Below are 15,698 nucleotides of genomic sequence, written 5' to 3' on the forward strand. Positions count from 1 at the left end.
AAGGCGCGGGACGCTCTCAGGGCGCGGCGGTCTCGGCCGCTGTAGTGGCGTGCTGCGAGCCGAAGATGAGGTTGCCGAGCCGCGTGCCGTAATACGCCACGCCCTTGCTGGTGAAGTGTGTGGCGTCGAATTCCAGCGGCTCGCCGTCGATGGAGAGCTGGCAGTTCATCTCGGGGCACATGTTCTGCAGGATCGAGACGTAGAGCACCGAGGGATTGTTGGCGAAGTGCTCGGTCAGCAGGCGGTCCGAGCGGTAGGTCACCTCGTCCATGTCGTCGGCGGTCCCAGTATCGGCGTTCTGCCGGTGCAGGCGCAGCGCGAGGATTTCCGGCACCGGCCGCTTGTACTTCGGCACCGGGCCGAGCACGACCACCTTGATGCCGGCCGCGTTGAGGCGGGCGATGGCGCGGTCGAGGTCGGCCAGATGCTCGGGCGAGACGAAGGCATCGCCGCCCAGGACCACGATCTCGGGCTTGTGGGTCAGCAGCCATTCGAAGGCGAACTTGTTCAGGCTGTCGCAGACCGGCGAGTGCGGGTTGGTGAAGTCGAGCAGCGGCAGGCAGGCCGCGCCAGTGATCTGCCCCAGCGCGTAGCCGTGCTCCTTGGCCATCGGCAGCAGGGCGCCGCTGAACTGGGCGACATGGCTGCTGCCCCAGAGCACGATGCGCGGTGAACCGGTGGGCAGGCATTCCGGCTTGATGTCGGCCGGGCTCTGCCCCTGCCGGACGAAGCACAGGCCGTCCCGCACCACCGGCTTGAAGGCGTAGTTGGTGTAGGCCAGCACGCGCTGGATCTCGGGATCCATGCGGCCGGGGAAGCCCCTCGTGCTGGTGGTGAGCGTGCCGAACCCCAGCAGCACCGCGATCCCGGCCGCCGTGGCGCCGAAGACGATGCGACGCGGAAAGGCGACCCGGTTCAGCCGCACCGGCTGCTCGACGAAGCGCCAGGACAGCCAGCCGAGCAGCGTGGAGAGCGCGACGCCGCCGATCAGGAACAGGCGCGTATCCATGTCCGGCCAGAGCTGGCGGGCGAAGACCACGATGGGCCAATGGACCAGATAGAGCGAGTAGGAGATGGCGCCGAAGAAGCGCATCGGTGCCACGCCGAGCAGCCGCGCCGGCAGGCTCTCGGTGCGTTCGCCGCCCCACAGCACGAGCGTCGCGCCGAGGCAGGGAATCAACGCCAGCCGCCCGGGGAAGGGCGAGGCCGAGGTGATCGTCAGCATGCCGTAGAGGATGAGCCCCGCGCCGGCGAGGATAGCCGCCCCGCCAATGTGCCGGTTGCCGGAAAAGCGCATGCCGGGCAGGGCGAGTGCCGCGCCGATCAGCAGTTCGAAGGCGCGGAAGGGCAACAGGTAGAACGCCGCCGCCGGGTTGGTCTGGCGCACCATCTCGCAGGCGACGAGCGAGGCGACGAGGATCGCCAGCACGGCCCAGGGCAGCGCCTTCGGCCAGAAGCGCCGGCAGACGAGGATGAGCGCGGGGAAGAGGAAATAGAACTGTTCCTCCACGCCCAGCGACCAGTAGTGCAGCAGCGGCATCTCCTCCGCCGATGAGCCGAAATAGTCCGCTCGCCGGTAGAAGTAGACATTGCCGAAGGCGAGCACCGACCAGATCAGCGAGCGCGCATAGGACAGGAGCTGGTTCGGTAGCAGGACGAACAGCGCGATGACGCTGGTCACCGCCGAGACCGCGACGAAGGCCGGCACGATGCGTCGCATGCGCCGCTCGTAGAAGCCGAAGATCGAGAAGCTGCCGTCGGCGGTGTCGGCGTAGATCGACTTGGAGATCAGGAAGCCGGAGATGACGAAGAACACGTCGACGCCGACGAACCCGCCCGGCAGCCAGTTCGCCCCGAAATGGAACAGCACGACGCCGAGGACGGCGACGGCGCGCAGTCCGTCGATATGGGCGCGGTAACGCAGATGGTGATGCACGGCGGCGGCTGGCTCTTTCACGCGAAAAGGTCGGTCATTATCGCCGATGGAGGCCGCGCACGGCATGCCGGATGGCTAGAACAGGCTTCCCTGCGTCCAGTTTGCGCCGGGGTGTTGCTCGCCGGCCATAGGAAGCGGCGGCGGGTCCTCCTTCGCGCCGCCCCGCGAAATGACCGTCAGAAGCGCCTCCGGCAAGGGGCGCTGGAGGGCGCCGGCCTCGCTCCACGGCGCGTGCAGCCAGACCTCCCGCTCCTCCCTTGTGGTCAGGATGACCGGCATCGCCTTGGGATGGATCGGCGCGACGACGGCGTTGGGCTCGCAGGTCAGAAAGCCGAACAGCTCGTGCTCACCGTCCACCGGATCGGCCTTCGTGCCGCGCCGGCCGGTCCAGCGTGTCCAAAGGCCGGCGAAGAAGGCGAGCGGGCGTTCGTCCGACAGGGCGAACCAGACCACGTCCTTGCGTCCGGTGTGTGGATTCGGCTCCGGCGCGTATTCGCTGAAGCTGGTGAAGGGCACGAGACAGCGATGCGCCGGTCCGCTCCACGTCCGCCAATGCGGGGAGGCGAGGTTGCGGATGTTCGTTACCGGCGGGCCGGCCAGATGCGGCGGCGAGGGCATGCCCCAGCGGGCCAGCGCCAGTTCGCGCGTCCCGTCCGGCGCCGTGCGGACGATGGGGGCCGGCTGGTCCGGGAAGATGCCGGTCTGCGCCGGCAGGTTGCCGGCGAGATTGTTCAGCGTGCCGACCAGGTCGGCGATTCCCTGGACGTTCGAAGTGTGGCTGTAGAGATTGCACATGCGTGCCGAGCATGGGGCGCCCGGCCGGGCGCGTGAAGGCACGCCGGCACGGATGCGGACAGCCGTCCACACAATCGCACGCTGCAAAAGGGCACGCGCCGGCGAAGTCGTCCGGTATCGTGGGGAGCGATGATGGTGGGCGATGCAGGGATTGAACCTGCGACCCCTCCCGTGTGAAGGGAGTGCTCTCCCGCTGAGCTAATCGCCCGTCGGACGCCGCGTTGACGCGGCGCCGTCGTCCATCGCGGCGGGATTTAGTGTGCCGGGGTCGCAGGTGTCAAGCGCGCTCGCGCCGTCACCCACGGCCGAGAAGCCGTTCCACCGTTCCCGGCAGCAGATCGTAGTGGTCGATCAGCACGTCGCCGCCCAGTTCCTCCGCCGGAGTATCGGTGTAGCCGAAGGGCACGACGATGACGGGAACGCGGGCGTTCTTGCCGGTCAGCACGTCGGTCATGCTGTCGCCGACCATGATGGCGCGGTGGGCGGAGCCGCCGGCCCGCTCGATGGTGCCTATGAGATGGCCGGCATCGGGCTTGGAGACCGGGAAGGTGTCCGAGCCGGCGATGACGGCGAAGCGGTCGGTGAGGCCGAGCTGGTCGAGGAGCAAGCGCGAGAGATATTCCAGCTTGTTCGTGCACACCGCGAGCACGTGGCCGCGCTCCGCCAGCACGTCGAGCGCCTCGACGAGGCCCGGGAAGGGGCGCGAGGAATCAGCGATATGGTCGGCATAGTGCTGGAGGAAGCGCTCGTAGAGCCGGTCGAAGGCCGGCGGATCGACGTTGATTCCGGCGGCGGTGAGCCCGCGATTGACCAGCGCCTTGGCGCCGGCGCCGATCATCTTGCGGGTTTCCTCGCGCGGCAGGCGCGGCGCGCCGGCTTCGTCGAGCACGATGTCGAGCGTGTCGAGCAGGTCGGGGGCCGTGTCGACGAGGGTGCCGTCGAGGTCGAAGGCGATCACGGCGGGCTGGGATGAAAGCGCAGACATGACGATTTCCGTGGATGGTGACGGGAAACGGTGGCTGCCCGCCGCCGCGAGACGGGTCAGGATTGCTAGGCCTACAATCCCGCCGCTTTTCGTGTCCAGCGTGGCGCGTCCATCGGGCGCATGCGGAAGGCATCGGGGGGTGGTAACAGGGCAATGTTTCGGGAATTCGTTTGGATGAGGCTGAACATGCGAAGCTGGTTTGGAACGGCCGCCGGTGCCGTGGCGGTGCTGGGACTCGTGGCGATGGCCGCTCCGGCCGGAGCACAGGAGACGGCGCCTTCCGCGACGCCTGCCGCGCCTTCGGGGGCCGCTCCCGCCGGTACCACGCCTGCGCCCGCGGCGGCCGCGCCGGCCCCCGCCGCGCCGGCCGGCAACGCTGCTGTCGGTGCTCCCTCGTCGTCCGGCCCCTTCGTCTTCGGCTCTCCGCCCTCGGCTCAGGCGAACCGCGTCTATTCGGTGAACGTGCGTACCGGCGAAGTGAGCGCCTGCCAGTTCGAGCGGCCGGAAGGCAGCCTTGTCGGCGTCACCCGCTGCTTCCGTCGCGATACGAGCGCCGGCCCGGGCGCGTCCGGCACCTACGACATGGTGACCACCCGCTATTCCGGCGAAACCGGCATCTTCCGGGTGAACGTGCAGACCGGGCAGATGAGCATCTGCTATGTGCGCGACATGCCCAAGGACGGCGGCGGTGTCGAGCCGGCGGTGGTCTGCACCGAGGCGTCGCACTAGGCGGATCGCCGCGGCGAGTCGTCCGTCGCGGTGGGTTGCGACGGGAAGTTGTGTCTCCGGGTGCTGCCGTGGGCTTGTCCCGGCGCCGTAACGGCGCTAGGCAGCGCTTGGAGACTGGAAATCCTCCAGCCTGAGCCCTTGCGAGCACCATGTCCGACGCTGACGCCCTCAAACGTGAAGCCGCGGCCCGCGCCCTGGAATATGTCCGCTCGGGCATGAAGCTCGGGCTTGGCACCGGCTCGACCGCCAAGCATTTCGTCGACCTTCTGGCCAAGCGAGTCGAGGAAGGGCTGGAGGTGGTCGGCGTGCCGACCTCCGAGGCGACGCGGGTGCAGGCGGAGAGCCTCGGCGTGCCGCTCGGCACGCTCGACGAGCATCCCGTGCTCGACCTGTGCATCGACGGGGCCGACGAGGTGGGGCCGGACCTCTCCCTCATCAAGGGCGGCGGCGGTGCGCTGCTGCGCGAGAAGATCGTCGCCTCCGCCTCCCGCCAGATGATCGTGATCGCCGACGCCTCCAAGAAGGTGGAACGGCTCGGCGCCTTTCCGCTGCCCATCGAGGTGGTGGATTTCGGCGTTGCCGCCATCCGCCGGGGCATTGATCGCGCCGCCCGCGCGGCCGGCTGCGAGGGGCTGCTGACCCTGCGTCGGCGTGCCGATGGTCATGTTTTCGTCACGGATCAGGGACACCTGATCCTCGATGCCGCCTATCACAGCATCGCCGATCCCCAGGCTCTGGCCGCGCAATTGTCGAGCGTGCCGGGCGTTGTGGAGCACGGCCTCTTCATCAATCTGGCGAGCCGCGTCATTCTCGCGGGCGCCGGCGGCGTGACGGTCATAGACCGCGCGTGATCAATGTTTGTCAGGGAGACATTCATGCGGCTTGATATTGCAGGACGGCTGACCGGTGTGGCGCTGGCGCTGGCCGCCCTCGCGGGCGCAGCTCCCGCATTGGCCCAGAACCAGCCGTTCAACATGGGTGATGCGAAGGCCGGCGCTGCCGCACCGAGCCCGGAGCGGATGAAGCTTGCCAACGAACTGCTCGTGGCCAATGGCGAGGCGACCAGCTTCGACGCCATGATCCCCGGCATTATCGAACAGGCGGCGGGCAGCTTCGTGCAGGCCAATCCGGATCTCATCCGCGACCTGCGCGAAGTCGCCAAGCAGCTCGTGCCCCAGTACGAGAGCCGCCGCAGCGAGATCGTGCAGATCCTGGCCCGCACCTATGCCACGGCCTTCACCGACTCCGAGCTTGAGGAACTGCTGACCTTCTACCGCTCGGCCGTGGGCCGGAAGCTGGTGGAGAACCGCCAGAAGCTGCTCGACGCCGGCCTCAGCGGCATTCAGGCGTGGAGCGCCACCTTCTCCCGCGAGATGGAAGGGCGGGTCCGCGAGGAGATGAAGAAGCGCGGCTTCACCATCTGAGGTGTCACCTTCTCTCCGAGACGCTTCCAATCGGAAATGAAAATGCCCGGCTCACGCCGGGCATTTTGCTTTTGGGAGTATGGGACGGAGCGCCGCGCGGGCGCTCAGTCCTCGTCGCCGCCGACCGGGGCGCGGCGTCCGGTGAGCAGGAAGTAGATCAGCGGCCCGAACAGGGCGAGCGCCGAGAGCGCGTAGAGCGTCAGCGCGATCGGGCTCTGGAACAGCACCACCGGGTCACCGACGCTGATGGCGAGCGCCCGGCGCAGCTGCTGCTCGGCGAGGGGGCCGAGGATGAGGCCGACCACTACCGGAGCAATCGGGTAGTCGTAGCGGCGCAGCACGTAGCCGAGCAGGCCGAAGACCAGCAGCATGCCGAGTTCGACCAGCGAGGGATTGGCGCCGAGCGTGCCGAGCGTGGCGAACACGAGGATGCCGCCATAGAGCCAGGGGCGCGGGATCGCCAGCAGCTTCACCCACATGCCGACCAGCGGCAGGTTGAGGATCAGCAGCATCGCGTTGGCGATGAACAGGCTGGCGATCAGGCCCCAGACGAGCTCCGGATTGGTGGTGAACAGCAGCGGGCCGGGATTGAGCCCGTATTGCTGGAAGCCCGCGAGCATGATCGCGGCCGTGGCCGAGGTCGGCAGGCCGAGCGTGAGCAGCGGCACCAGCACGCCGGCCGCGGCCGCGTTGTTCGCCGCCTCGGGGCCGGCGACGCCTTCGATGGCGCCGTTGCCGAACTCGTCGGGCTTCTTGCAGAGCCGCTTTTCCAGCGCGTAGGAGAGGAAGGTCGGGATTTCCGCGCCGCCCGCCGGCATGGCGCCGATGGGGAAGCCTAGGCCCGTGCCGCGCAGCCAGGGCTTCCAGGAGCGCCGCCAGTCCTCCTTGTTCATGAACACCGAGCCCTTTACCGGCTCGATGGTCTCCTCGGCGCGGTTGCCGGCGGCGACGACCGACAGCGTCTCGCCGATGGCGAACAGGGCGACGGCGAGCGTCGTCACCTCCACGCCGTCCAGGAGGTCGGGCACGCTGAACGACAGGCGCGCCTGTCCGCTCTGCAGGTCGATGCCGATCAGGCCCAGCGCCAGGCCGATGAACAGGCTGGTGAGCCCACGCGTGACCGAGGAGCCGAAGGCGGCGGAGACGGTGGTGAAGGCCAGCACCATCAGCGCGAAATAATCCTCCGGGCCGAAGGAGATAGCGATGTCGACAACCGTGGGCGCGACCAGCGCGAGGCCGATGGTGGCGATGGTGCCGGCGACGAAGGAGCCGATGGCGGCGGTGGCGAGCGCCGGCCCGCCGCGCCCGGCGCGGGCCATCTTGTTGCCCTCCAGCGCCGTGACGATGGACGAGCTTTCACCCGGCGTGTTGAGCAGGATGGAGGCGGTGGAGCCGCCATACATGCCGCCATAGTAGATGCCGGCGAACATGATGAGCGAGCCGGCCGGGTCCAGCTTGAAGGTGACCGGCAGCAGCAGCGCGACGGTGAGGGCCGGTCCGATGCCCGGCAGCACGCCGACGGCGGTGCCGAGCATGACGCCGACGAAGGCGAAGACCAGATTCATCGGCTGCAGGGCGATCATGAGGCCCTGAGCGAGGGCGGCAAAGGTATCCATCGGGCGCGTTCCCTCAGATCAGCCGCTCGAGCGGGCCCTGCGGCAGCGAGAGCTGGAGCCCCTTGGCGAAGATGACGTAGATGACGAAGCACAGCACGGTGCCGGCGAGCAGATGCGCCCAGACCGGCCCCTTGCCGAAGCCCTTCGCGGTGGCGGCGAACAGCCAGCCGGTGGCGATGGAGAAGCCGAGGAAAGGCAGCAGCACGATCTGCCCGATAAGGCCGGCGAGTACCCAGGCCATGGGGCCGATCTCGTCGCGCGGCCGTTCGACGGCGCCCTGGCGGATCGCTTCCACGGCCGTGGCGATGGACAGCAACGCGAGGCCGGCCGCGATGATGGTCGGGAAGGCGGCGGGGCCGACGGCCGAGTGGGCGTTGATGCTGGCGAGCCGCCAGGCGTCCCATCCGACGACGAGCGCCAGCGCGGCGAGCCCGAAGGCGATGACGAAGCCGGCCTTGTCGGGCCGCTTGGTGGTGGTGATGCGAGGATCGCTCATCGGGCTGCTCCCGGCGGGTAGAAACAAGTCTCCCCCGCGGCCTCGCGGCCCGGGGGAGCGGAAGGTAGACGGTCCGGCCACCCCTTACTGGGCGAGGCCGATATCCTTGAGGATCGTCTGGGTGGACGCGATGTCCTTGGCGAGCTGCGCCTCGAAGGCCGGGCCGGAGAGGTAGGTGTCGGCCCAGCCCTTCTGGGCGAGCAGGTCGGTCCAGGCCTTCGACTTAGCCATCTTGTCGACGGTCTCGGTCAGGGCCTGCTTCTGCTCGGGCGTGATGCCCGGAGCGGCGGCGACCATGCGCCAGTTCTGGATCTCGACGTCGACGCCGCTTTCCTTGAACGTGGGCACGTCCTTCGCCTCGGGCAGGCGCTCGGCGCTGGAGACACCGAGGATGCGCAGCTTGCCGGCCTTCGCCTGCGCGTCGTACTCCGACAGGCTGGAGATGCCGACCGTGACCTTGCCGCCGAGCAGCGAGGCGAGGGATTCGCCGCCGCCGGAGAAGGCGATGTAGTTCACCTTGGTCGGGTCGACGCCGAGGGCCTTGGCGATCAGGCCGGCGGTGATGTGGTCGGTACCGCCGGCAGAGCCGCCGGCCCACGACACCTTCTGCGGATCGGCCTTCAGCGCCGCCACGAGGTCCGCCATCGACTTCAGCGGCGAATTGGCCGGCACGGCGATCGCCTCGTATTCGCCGGTGAGGCGGGCGATCGGGGTGACCTGCGAGAGGTTGACCGGCGACTTGTTGGTGATGATCGCGCCGACCATGACGTAGCCGCCGACGATCAGGGCCTTCGGGTCGCCCTTGCTGGTGTTGACGAACTGCGCGAGGCCGATGGTGCCGCCGGCGCCGGGCACGTTCATCACCTGCACGTTCGGCACGAGCTTGTCGGCCTGCAGCACCTGCTGCATCGAGCGGGCGGTCTGGTCCCAGCCGCCGCCGGGGGCGGCGGGGGCGATGATCTTCAGCTCGCTGACCTGGGCGGAGGCGGCGCCGAACGGCGCGACGGCAACGGCTGCGGCGAGCAGCGCTCCGCGGAACATATGCTTCATGGTTTCCTCCAAGGGATAAGTCGGCGGCACATTGGACGCTGGCCGCCGCTTGAACGCCGACTGGAAGCTAGAGCGCGAAGGCCCATCGTGTCGAGTTCCCCGGATGTCTAAGGCTTTTCGCGCGGCAGCTATGCACCGCCTTGACGCCGGGCTCCGTCGGGGCGACATGCCTGAGGCATTCGCAGCGCAGCGGGAGAGCCGGGCAATGGACCATTTCGACGTCGACCTGTTCGTCATCGGCGCGGGCTCGGGCGGCGTGCGCGCGGCGCGCATCGCGGCCGGCTACGGGGCGAAGGTGCAGATCGCCGAGGAATACCGGGTCGGCGGCACCTGCGTGATCCGCGGCTGCGTGCCGAAGAAGCTGTTCGTCTACGCCTCCCGCTTCGCGCACGAGTTCGAGGACGCCGCCGGCTTCGGCTGGAACGTGGAGGGCGTCTCGTTCGACTGGCCGACGCTGGTCGCCAACAAGGACAAGGAGATCGCCCGCCTGGAGGGCGCCTATCGCGCCAATCTGGAGCGTTCGGGCGTCGAGATCATTGCCCAGCGCGCGGTAATCGAAGGGCCGCATGCGGTGCGCCTTGCCGATGGCACGCGGCTGACCGCGCGGACGATCCTGATCGCCACCGGCGCCCGCCCCAATCTCGGCCTCGACTTTCCCGGCCGCGAGCTCGGCATCACCTCCAATGAGGCGTTCCATCTGGAGCGTTTTCCCCAGCGCATCATCGTTCAGGGGGCCGGCTACATCGCGCTGGAATTCGCCAGCCTCTTCGCCGGTCTCGGCGCGCAGGTCACGGTGGTGCATCGCGGCGACAAGCTGCTGCGCGGCTTCGACGAGGACATCCGCGCCCGCATGATCGACGAGATGAAGCAGAACGGCATCGCCTTCGAGCTCAACGCCACCATCGACGGCATCTTCGCCTTCGAGAGCGGCAAGCGCGTGCGGCTGAACGACGGCCGCGACCTCTTCGCCGACGAGGTGATGCTGGCCATTGGCCGCGTGCCGAACACCATCGGGCTGGGGCTCGATACGGTGGGCGTCGAGCTGAACGAGGCCGGCGCCATCGCGGTGGACGCGGCCTCGCGCACCAGCGTGCCGTCCATCTATGCCGTCGGCGACGTCACCGACCGGGTGAACCTCACCCCCGTCGCCATCCGCGAGGGTCACGCCTTCGCCGATACCGTGTTCGGCGGCAAGCCGTGGTCGGTGAACTACGACGTCATCCCGACGGCGGTGTTCACGGAGCCGGAGATCGGCGTGGTCGGCCTCCCGGAGGCCGAGGCGCGCGCGCAGGGGCGGCGGGTCGACATCTACAAGACCGACTTCCGCCCGATGAAGGCGACCCTGTCGGGCCGCGTCACGCGCGTCTTCATGAAGCTCGTGGTCGATCAGGCCGACGACCGGGTGCTCGGCGTCCACCTGATCGGCGAGGGCTCGGCGGAGATCGCGCAGATCGCCGCCATCGCGCTGAACCTGTCGGCGACCAAGGCGGATTTCGACCGCACCATGGCGCTGCACCCTTCCGCCGCCGAGGAACTGGTGACGCTCCGGGGCAAGCACGAGTCGAGCGACCCGCTGCCGGAAGCCTCCACCGAGGCGACCCCGGCGCTTTGAGGCGGCGCGCTTCCCGCGCGCCTACCTCTTCCGGGCAATCGTGCAAGATTGACCCTGCGGCGGCATACTGGCGCTGCCGCGAGCCTTGGGTGTATAAGGCCCGCCTTTCCCGCCGAGGACGAGCTTCGGCGGCGTTTTCTGTTTGTTGGAGGCCGTCATGTCTGATCGCTGGACGCCGGATAGCTGGAGGGCCATGCCCATTCAGCAGGTGCCGGAATATCCGGACGCCGAAGCCCTGGCTTCGGTGGAGCGTCAGCTTGCCTCCTTTCCCCCGCTGGTTTTTGCAGGTGAAGCCCGCCGGCTGAAGCGCGAGCTCGCCAAGGTGGCGACCGGCGAGGCGTTCCTGCTCCAGGGCGGCGACTGCGCCGAGAGCTTCGCCGAGCATTCGGCCGACAACATCCGCGATTTCTTCCGCGTCTTCCTGCAGATGGCGGTGGTGCTGACCTATGCCGGCGCCTCGCCGGTGGTGAAGGTCGGCCGCATCGCGGGCCAGTTCGCCAAGCCGCGCTCGGCGCCGATGGAGAAGGTGGGCGATGTCGAGCTGCCGTCCTACCGGGGCGACATCGTCAACGACATCGAGTTCACCGCGGCCTCGCGCATCCCCGATCCGCGCCGCCAGCTCGAGGCGTACCGCCAGTCGGCGGCGACGCTGAACCTGCTGCGCGCCTTCGCGAATGGCGGTTATGCGAGCCTCGGCAACGCGCATCAGTGGATGCTGGGCTTCATCAAGGATTCTCCGCAGTCCGGCCGGTACCAGGCGCTCGCCGATCGCATCACCGAGGCGCTCGACTTCATGCGCGCCATCGGCATCGATCCGGAGAACCACCCGGAGATGCGCACGACCGATTTCTTCACCTCGCACGAGGCGCTGCTGCTCGGCTACGAGCAGGCGCTGACCCGCGTGGATTCCACCACCGGCGACTGGTACGCGACCTCCGGCCACATGATCTGGGTCGGCGACCGCACCCGTCAGGCGGACCACGCGCATATCGAGTATTGCCGCGGCGTGAAGAACCCGCTCGGTCTGAAGTGCGGTCCCTCGCTGAAGCCGGACGACCTGCTGCGCCTCATCGACACCCTCAATCCGCAGAACGAGCCGGGCCGGCTGACCCTCATCGCCCGCTTCGGCGCGGACAAGGTCGGCGAGCACCTGCCGGCGCTGCTGCGCGCGGTGAAGCGCGAGGGCCGCACCGTGGTGTGGTCGTGCGACCCGATGCACGGCAACACCATCAAGGCGGCCTCCGGCTTCAAGACCCGGCCGTTCGACCAGATCCTCAAGGAGGTGAAGGACTTCTTCGCCGTCCATGCGGCCGAGGGCACCTATGCCGGCGGCGTGCATCTGGAGATGACCGGCAAGAACGTCACCGAGTGCACCGGCGGCGCACGCGCGATCTCGGACGCGGACCTCAAGGACCGCTACCACACCTATTGCGACCCGCGCCTCAACGCCGAGCAGGCCATCGAGATGGCCTTCCTCGTCGCCGAGCTGCTCAAGCAGGAGCGTGCCGGGCGCGCGCGTCCGGTGATCGAAGCCGCGGAGTGAGCAGGGCAGGCCGGGCGAAAAGCCCTTTGCCGGTTCCGGCACCCACGTTAAGGAAACACCGCAGCCTCGGCTGCGGTGTTTTCGTTTGGAGCTCGGCGTGCCGCAGGACGTCTCGCAGCAGGACACTTCGTCTGGGAATGCCGGGCGGCCGGACAACGGCCGCGAGGTCATCTTCGCGAGCGAGAATGTCCGTGTCGTGCGCACGCCCGGACGGCGCACCGATGTCGCCTTCGTTACCTTCGAGGCGCACCAGATCAATCCGCCGCGCGACCGCCAGGGCTTCGGCGAGAAGTTCCTGCAGGACAACGGCTTCACCGCCTATCACCTGCTCGCCAACGACAATTTCTGGTTCCAGTACCCCGAGATGGAGCAAGTGCTCGCGGCGGTGCGGGCGGACGTCGCGCCGGGCACCGAGATCGTCGCCTATGGCGTCAGCATGGGCGGCTATGCGGCGTTCCGCTTCGCCGGGCTTCTCGGCGCGGCGCGCGTCATCGCCTTCTCACCGCAATACAGCATCGACAAGAAGGTAACGCCCTGGGACAAGAGGTGGGACCGGCTGTTCGACCGTCCCCGCCAGGTTCTGTGGGAGCACCTGACGACCCCGCGCGGGGTGCCGATCTATCTCTTCTACGACCCGCACAACCGCGACCGGCATCATGTGCGCCTGCTGGCGAAAGAGGCGGATGTGGTGCGCGTGCGCGTGCCCTATGCCGGCCACGCGACCATCACCGTCTTCATGGAAACCGGCCTGCTCGGCCGCACCATCCTTGACATCGGCGAAAACCGCTTCGACGCGGCCGCCTGCGAGCGCGAGCTGAAGACTCATCTCGAGCGTTCCCCGCTCTATGTCGCCAAGCGCGCGCGCAAGCGGGACCGGTTCCTGCGGCGCCTGCGGGCCGATTTCATCGACTGGTTCGGCTAGAAAGACGTTTAAGATCAGCTTCTTGCCGGATGTTGAGGCGCTCGTGAGGGCGGGGGCATTGCCGCGCTTGGGGGCACTTCGCTAGTTTGCCGGCGATGCGGACGCCTTTTTGCGCCGGATGAGTTTCAGGAGGCTGCCCCGTGCGGCAGACCATTTTCGAAAGTGCTGACGTCTCCGTCGTCAAGGTGCCCGGGCATCGTGAGGATGTGGTGTTCGTCACCTTCGAGTCGTTCAACCCGAACCACAAGCCGGACCGCGCGGGCTTCGGCGAAGGTTTCTTCCGCAGCCGCGGCTTCACCGCCTATCACGTCCTGCCCTCCGCAAATGTCTGGTATCACTATCCGGAAATGAAGGAGGCGCTGGCCCGGCTGCGGGCCGATCTTCCGGCAGGGGCGCGGGTCGTCACCTACGGCATGAGCATGGGCGGCTACGCGGCCTATCGCTTCTCCGACTGGGTGGGGGCGGATGTGGTGATCGCCTTCTCCCCGCAATACAGCATCGATCCGTGGCGGGTGTGGTGGTGGGAGCGCCGCTGGGGCTCGGAAGGCAAGTCCTTCATCTGGGACCGCCAGCCGCCGCGCCGGGAGGCGGTGAAGTATGTCTTCTACGATCCGCTGAACCAGGACCGCCGGCATGTGCGGCGGCTGCGGCGGGAGGCGCCGCTGGAGCTCGTGCGCGCCTATTTCAGCGGCCACGCCACCATCACCTTCGTGCAGGAGTGCGGCATGCTGGAAGCGGCGGTGATCGGCATTGCCGAGGACCGCTTCGATGCGCGCGATTTCGAGCGGCAGCTCTGGCGCCAGCGCACCGCCTCCGCGACCTATCACAAGATGCGCCGGCGCAAGAAGACCGGCATCTTCCGGCGCCTGCGCTACATCTGCATCGAGCGTTTTCTTGCCCGCCGCCTCGGCGTGGCAGAAGGCTCGGACCCGGCCGGCCTGCTGCCCGGCCAGGGCCCGGTTTAGCTCGCGGCGCGGCGCGGGAGGGGCGTCCCCGTCTCGGTCAGCCCCAGCCTTCCAGTACGATCTTGCCGATCGACCGCCCGCTCTCGATGGCGGCGTGGGCGCGCTTGAGATTGGCTGCGTTGATGGTGCCGAAATGGGCGCCGAGCGTGGTGCGCAACGTGCCGGCGTCGACGAGGCGCGACACCTCCTCCAGAATCTCGTGCTGGCGGATCATGTCCGGCGTCTGGAACATGGAGCGGGTGAACATCAGCTCCCAGTGCAGCGACAGGCTCTTGCCTTTCAGCGGCAGCGCATCGAGCGTCTGCGGGTCGTCAATGATGGCGATGCGGCCCTGCGGTTTCGCGCCCTTCACGATCTCCGCCCAGTGCTTGTCGGTGTTGGTGAGCGTGTAGGTGTAGTCGACGAGCCCGAGCCCGGCCGCTTCCAGCTCGGCGGCGAGAGGGCGGGAATGGTCGATCACCGCATGCGCGCCGAGGTCCTCGATCCATTTGCGGCTTTCCGGCCGCGAGGCGGTGCCGATGACGGTCAGCTGCGTGAGCTGACGGGCGAACTGCACGGCCAGTGAGCCGACGCCGCCGGCGGCCCCGACGACGAGCAGCTTCGCTCCCGCATCCTTGGCGGGCACCTGCAGCCGATCGAACAGCCCTTCCCAGGCGGTGAGCGAGGTCAGCGGCAGGGCGGCGGCCTCCGCGAAGCCAAGGCTCTTCGGCTTGTGGCCGGCAATGCGCTCGTCGACGAGATGCAATTCGGCATTGGTGCCTGGCCGGTTCAGATCGCCGGCGTAGAACACCGCGTCGCCCGGCCGGAACAGCGTGACGTCCGCCCCCACTGCCTCGACGATGCCGGCCGCGTCCCAGCCGAGGATGACCGGCGCCTCGTCCGTACCGGCGCGGCGCATGCGTACCTTGGTGTCCACCGGATTGACCGAGACCGCCTGCACGCGCACCAGCAGGTCGCGTGGACCGGGAACCGGGGCGGGGGCGTCGAAATCGAAGAGCGAGCGCTCCTCGGCGATGGGTAGCGACTGGACGTAGCCGACGGCTTTCATGGAGGTCTCCTGCGTGCGGCGCATGTGAGTTGATCGTGGCTCCGAGATGTTGCCATGGGCCGTCGAAGCGCAAGAACGCACGAATTTGTCGGCAGGTATCGAAATTGTAAGTCCCTTCCGCAAACGCCTCGCGCTACCTAGATTTCCGGCTCCGATCGGGAGATGAGGACATGGCGAGGCGCCACGGCAACTATTCGCGCGGCAAGGGCTGCGCCGTCGAGGCGGCGCTGGAGGTGATCGGCGCCAAATGGAAGGGCGGCATCATCTACCACCTGCTTTGCGGCGAGCTGCGCTTCAGCGAGCTGCGCCGGCGCATGCCGACCGTGACCCAGCGCATCCTCGCCAAGGCGCTGCGCGAACTGGAGGCGGACGGCGTCATCTCCCGCACCGTCTACCCGACCGTGCCCCCGCAGGTGGGCTATCGGCTGACGGCCGAGGGCGAGCGGCTGCGCGTTGCGGTTCAGGAGCTTCATGCCTGGGGCGCGCGGCGCAAGCCGCCGGTCGAGCTCGTGCCGGCCGACGCGGTGCCGAGCGACGTCGCGGCGGAATGAGCTTTTCGCCTTCCGGACTCGCCATC

General features: G+C 68.3%; 15 protein-coding genes and 1 tRNA gene. 8 read left to right on the top strand and 8 right to left on the bottom strand.

Annotated elements, in window-relative coordinates; translation table 11 throughout:
* Nucleotides 1-16 precede the first annotated feature (16 nt).
* From FO470_RS08460 to FO470_RS08475, 4 genes are all read right to left on the bottom strand, one after another.
* The gene (locus FO470_RS08460; RefSeq protein WP_246659521.1) at nt 17-1,957 is read right to left on the bottom strand and encodes an acyltransferase family protein; all 1,941 of its coding nucleotides are present in this window, start codon (nt 1,955-1,957) and stop codon (nt 17-19) included.
* Nucleotides 1,958-2,011: 54 nt separating this feature from the next.
* The gene (locus tag FO470_RS08465) at nt 2,012-2,731 is read right to left on the bottom strand and encodes an SOS response-associated peptidase (protein ID WP_144342504.1); all 720 of its coding nucleotides are present in this window, start codon (nt 2,729-2,731) and stop codon (nt 2,012-2,014) included.
* A gap of 133 nt (nt 2,732-2,864) precedes the next feature.
* A tRNA-Val gene (locus tag FO470_RS08470) sits at nt 2,865-2,939 on the bottom strand.
* 87 nt (nt 2,940-3,026) lie between these two features.
* Nucleotides 3,027-3,716 (bottom strand): HAD-IA family hydrolase, encoded by a 690-nt coding sequence (locus tag FO470_RS08475; protein WP_144342505.1) that lies wholly within the window; start codon nt 3,714-3,716, stop codon nt 3,027-3,029.
* A gap of 186 nt (nt 3,717-3,902) precedes the next feature.
* On the opposite strand from FO470_RS08475, the gene FO470_RS08480 reads away from it, so the two are divergent.
* The 3 genes from FO470_RS08480 to FO470_RS08490 all read left to right on the top strand — a co-directional run bounded on the left by FO470_RS08480 (nt 3,903) and on the right by FO470_RS08490 (nt 5,869).
* Nucleotides 3,903-4,445, top strand: coding sequence for a hypothetical protein (locus tag FO470_RS08480; RefSeq protein ID WP_144342506.1), 543 nt, complete (start codon nt 3,903-3,905; stop codon nt 4,443-4,445).
* A 149-nt stretch (nt 4,446-4,594) separates the two neighbouring features.
* Nucleotides 4,595-5,296, top strand: a complete 702-nt coding sequence (gene rpiA, locus FO470_RS08485) for a ribose-5-phosphate isomerase RpiA (RefSeq protein WP_144342507.1) — start codon at nt 4,595-4,597, stop codon at nt 5,294-5,296.
* A gap of 24 nt (nt 5,297-5,320) precedes the next feature.
* The gene (locus FO470_RS08490; RefSeq protein ID WP_244616590.1) at nt 5,321-5,869 is read left to right on the top strand and encodes a DUF2059 domain-containing protein; all 549 of its coding nucleotides are present in this window, start codon (nt 5,321-5,323) and stop codon (nt 5,867-5,869) included.
* Between the two features lie 104 nt (nt 5,870-5,973).
* Here FO470_RS08490 and FO470_RS08495 read toward each other — a convergent pair whose 3' ends face one another.
* The 3 genes from FO470_RS08495 to FO470_RS08505 all read right to left on the bottom strand — a co-directional run bounded on the left by FO470_RS08495 (nt 5,974) and on the right by FO470_RS08505 (nt 9,031).
* The gene (locus FO470_RS08495; protein ID WP_144342509.1) at nt 5,974-7,485 is read right to left on the bottom strand and encodes a tripartite tricarboxylate transporter permease; all 1,512 of its coding nucleotides are present in this window, start codon (nt 7,483-7,485) and stop codon (nt 5,974-5,976) included.
* Between the two features lie 13 nt (nt 7,486-7,498).
* A complete protein-coding gene (locus tag FO470_RS08500; RefSeq protein ID WP_144342510.1) occupies nt 7,499-7,981 on the bottom strand; it encodes a tripartite tricarboxylate transporter TctB family protein in 483 nt (160 codons plus the stop codon).
* A gap of 84 nt (nt 7,982-8,065) precedes the next feature.
* Nucleotides 8,066-9,031 carry a Bug family tripartite tricarboxylate transporter substrate binding protein gene (locus FO470_RS08505; RefSeq protein WP_144342511.1) on the bottom strand — a complete coding sequence of 322 codons (966 nt, stop codon included), beginning with the start codon at nt 9,029-9,031 and terminating at the stop codon, nt 8,066-8,068.
* A 205-nt stretch (nt 9,032-9,236) separates the two neighbouring features.
* On the opposite strand from FO470_RS08505, the gene gor reads away from it, so the two are divergent.
* The 4 genes from gor to FO470_RS08525 all read left to right on the top strand — a co-directional run bounded on the left by gor (nt 9,237) and on the right by FO470_RS08525 (nt 14,073).
* On the top strand, nt 9,237-10,643 hold the full coding sequence (gene gor / locus FO470_RS08510; protein WP_144342512.1) for a glutathione-disulfide reductase: 1,407 nt from the start codon (nt 9,237-9,239) through the stop codon (nt 10,641-10,643).
* Nucleotides 10,644-10,800: 157 nt separating this feature from the next.
* Nucleotides 10,801-12,186, top strand: coding sequence for a class II 3-deoxy-7-phosphoheptulonate synthase (locus tag FO470_RS08515; RefSeq protein WP_144342513.1), 1,386 nt, complete (start codon nt 10,801-10,803; stop codon nt 12,184-12,186).
* A gap of 97 nt (nt 12,187-12,283) precedes the next feature.
* Nucleotides 12,284-13,108 carry an alpha/beta hydrolase gene (locus FO470_RS08520; protein WP_144342514.1) on the top strand — a complete coding sequence of 275 codons (825 nt, stop codon included), beginning with the start codon at nt 12,284-12,286 and terminating at the stop codon, nt 13,106-13,108.
* 140 nt (nt 13,109-13,248) lie between these two features.
* The gene (locus tag FO470_RS08525) at nt 13,249-14,073 is read left to right on the top strand and encodes an alpha/beta fold hydrolase (RefSeq protein ID WP_144342515.1); all 825 of its coding nucleotides are present in this window, start codon (nt 13,249-13,251) and stop codon (nt 14,071-14,073) included.
* Nucleotides 14,074-14,110: 37 nt separating this feature from the next.
* Here FO470_RS08525 and FO470_RS08530 read toward each other — a convergent pair whose 3' ends face one another.
* Nucleotides 14,111-15,121: a zinc-binding alcohol dehydrogenase family protein gene (locus FO470_RS08530; protein WP_144342516.1), complete on the bottom strand. Its 1,011-nt coding sequence runs from the start codon at nt 15,119-15,121 to the stop codon at nt 14,111-14,113.
* A gap of 170 nt (nt 15,122-15,291) precedes the next feature.
* Here FO470_RS08530 and FO470_RS08535 point away from each other — a divergent pair, with 170 nt between their 5' ends.
* Nucleotides 15,292-15,672 carry a winged helix-turn-helix transcriptional regulator gene (locus FO470_RS08535; RefSeq protein WP_144342517.1) on the top strand — a complete coding sequence of 127 codons (381 nt, stop codon included), beginning with the start codon at nt 15,292-15,294 and terminating at the stop codon, nt 15,670-15,672.
* The last annotated feature ends 26 nt before the right edge of the window (nt 15,673-15,698 follow it).

Origin of the sequence: Ancylobacter moscoviensis (assembly GCF_007559435.1) — a bacterium.
GTDB classification, from domain to species: Bacteria; Pseudomonadota; Alphaproteobacteria; order Rhizobiales; family Xanthobacteraceae; genus Ancylobacter; species Ancylobacter moscoviensis.

Excerpts from the sequence above, each read along its gene's own strand:
- FO470_RS08465 (WP_144342504.1), bottom strand. The coding sequence starts at position 2,731 with ATGTGCAATCTCTACAGCCACACTTCGAACGTCCAGGGAATCGCCGAC.
- FO470_RS08475 (WP_144342505.1), bottom strand. The coding sequence starts at position 3,716 with ATGTCTGCGCTTTCATCCCAGCCCGCCGTGATCGCCTTCGACCTCGAC.
- FO470_RS08480 (WP_144342506.1), top strand. The coding sequence starts at position 3,903 with ATGCGAAGCTGGTTTGGAACGGCCGCCGGTGCCGTGGCGGTGCTGGGA.
- rpiA (WP_144342507.1), top strand. The coding sequence starts at position 4,595 with ATGTCCGACGCTGACGCCCTCAAACGTGAAGCCGCGGCCCGCGCCCTG.
- FO470_RS08490 (WP_244616590.1), top strand. The coding sequence starts at position 5,321 with ATGCGGCTTGATATTGCAGGACGGCTGACCGGTGTGGCGCTGGCGCTG.
- FO470_RS08495 (WP_144342509.1), bottom strand. The coding sequence starts at position 7,485 with ATGGATACCTTTGCCGCCCTCGCTCAGGGCCTCATGATCGCCCTGCAG.
- FO470_RS08500 (WP_144342510.1), bottom strand. The coding sequence starts at position 7,981 with ATGAGCGATCCTCGCATCACCACCACCAAGCGGCCCGACAAGGCCGGC.
- FO470_RS08505 (WP_144342511.1), bottom strand. The coding sequence starts at position 9,031 with ATGAAGCATATGTTCCGCGGAGCGCTGCTCGCCGCAGCCGTTGCCGTC.
- gor (WP_144342512.1), top strand. The coding sequence starts at position 9,237 with ATGGACCATTTCGACGTCGACCTGTTCGTCATCGGCGCGGGCTCGGGC.
- FO470_RS08515 (WP_144342513.1), top strand. The coding sequence starts at position 10,801 with ATGTCTGATCGCTGGACGCCGGATAGCTGGAGGGCCATGCCCATTCAG.
- FO470_RS08530 (WP_144342516.1), bottom strand. The coding sequence starts at position 15,121 with ATGAAAGCCGTCGGCTACGTCCAGTCGCTACCCATCGCCGAGGAGCGC.
- FO470_RS08535 (WP_144342517.1), top strand. The coding sequence starts at position 15,292 with ATGGCGAGGCGCCACGGCAACTATTCGCGCGGCAAGGGCTGCGCCGTC.